This is a genomic window from Moorena sp. SIO4A1 (assembly GCF_010672065.1).
Classification (GTDB): Bacteria; Cyanobacteriota; Cyanobacteriia; order Cyanobacteriales; family Coleofasciculaceae; genus Moorena.
In genome coordinates this window covers 1-1,492 of sequence record NZ_JAAHHX010000688.1, presented here as the reverse complement: position 1 = coordinate 1,492, position 1,492 = coordinate 1, and the positions used below count along the sequence as shown (strand labels likewise).

General features: G+C 44.6%; 1 protein-coding gene. It reads right to left on the bottom strand.

Annotated features, from left to right (window positions below; all coding sequences use genetic code 11):
- Nucleotides 1-47: 47 nt before the first annotated feature.
- The coding region (locus tag F6K53_RS41955; protein WP_293086374.1) for a reverse transcriptase domain-containing protein at nt 48-1,492 on the bottom strand (1,445 nt) is incomplete at its 5' end.

Here is a 1,492-nt window from a genome sequence, read left to right as displayed (position 1 = left end):
GGTTTCCCCTCACTCGGCTCCTAGATATCCTTAGCTTTCGCTTTGCTTCAGTGTATCTGTTGGTGGCAGCTTTGATGTACTGCTAGTAAGTTCTTAGATTTCCAATTGTCGTGGTTTCCATCGACGTGATGGAGGTGTACAGATTCGTCTTCTAAGAACTTTAAACCACAGTGTCCACAGGAATGGTTCTGTTTTTTCAAGGCTTCAGAGGTAGCATCAGAGTATAATCGTGAGTTCCGATTGCTCCAATAGACTAGGTCGCCATCATAGGGTGACTTAGTCCCCTTTACATTTACATGTTGGTTTTGTTTGTAACCTACCTTTGGGAATCCTTTTTTACATAGTTCGTTGGCTTTATACCGGTTGACCTTCTTTTCTTTACGGAATTTCCGGTTTGCGGTCTGGTTCATGAACCATAGGGAGTCCCGAGCGCTGCTCATGTCGCAGCTGCTGTGGTAATTACGCCAACCGCGTACGATGGGGGCTAACTTTTTGGCTTTTACTTCAGCACCATAATTCGAGTTGTTGACTATGGCTTTGATTTTCTTGCGTATGTTCCGGTGATTTTCCTCTGAGGGAATACATCGGAATTTTCCGTTTTTCTGGACGCGGAAGTTCCACCCCAGGAAATCAAATCCATCTGTCGCTTTAGTTAGCTTGGTCTTTTCTTCGCTGATTTCCATCCCGCGTTCTGCTAGGAACATCTTGATTTTATTCAAAATTTTCTCGGCATTGTCTTTTGGCTTGAGGATTATTACCATATCATCGGCGTACCGAAGACTGTGATGTATATCCTCTATTCCGTTGAGTGCCACATTTGCTAGTAGGGGGCTGACCACACCGCCTTGGGGTGTTCCTTGCTCTGGGAATTCCGGATTGATGCCTGCTTTTAGGCATCTGAAAATCCCCTGTTTTAGACACGCAGGTGCTAGCAATCTATCCATTATGGAGCTGTGTGCGATGCGGTCAAAGCATTTCTTTATGTCTAGTTCGATAATTTGCTTATTTTTATTAGTGCCGTTTTTATTGCTTCTTAGATTTTGAAATAGGCGTTTTTGTACGTCTTGTGTACATCTACCTGTTCTGAACCCGTAGCTGTCGGCGCTGAACGTGGCCTCGTGGGCTGGTTCTAAGGCAAACTTGGCGCTTACTTGCCATGCTCGGTCAGGGATTGTTGGTATTTTCAACATCCGGGTTTTTCCATTCTTTTTGGGAATGGGGATTTCCCGTAGTCCGCTATGTTTCCAGTCGGAGGCATAGTGGTTCAATGTTTCTACCAGCTCTATTCGCTGTCTGTAATTGAGGCTTGACAGACCATCAATTCCAGCTGTCTTCTTTCCTTTATTTAGCTGTGATACTTGTCGAACGGCCAAAAATTGGGCTGAGCGAGATTTAAGAATCAGTTTTTGTAATGACCGTGCTTTCCTCAAGTCACCATCTCGAACTGCTTTATACACGCGCTTTTGTAGGCGGAAAAGATTTTGGCGGAGTT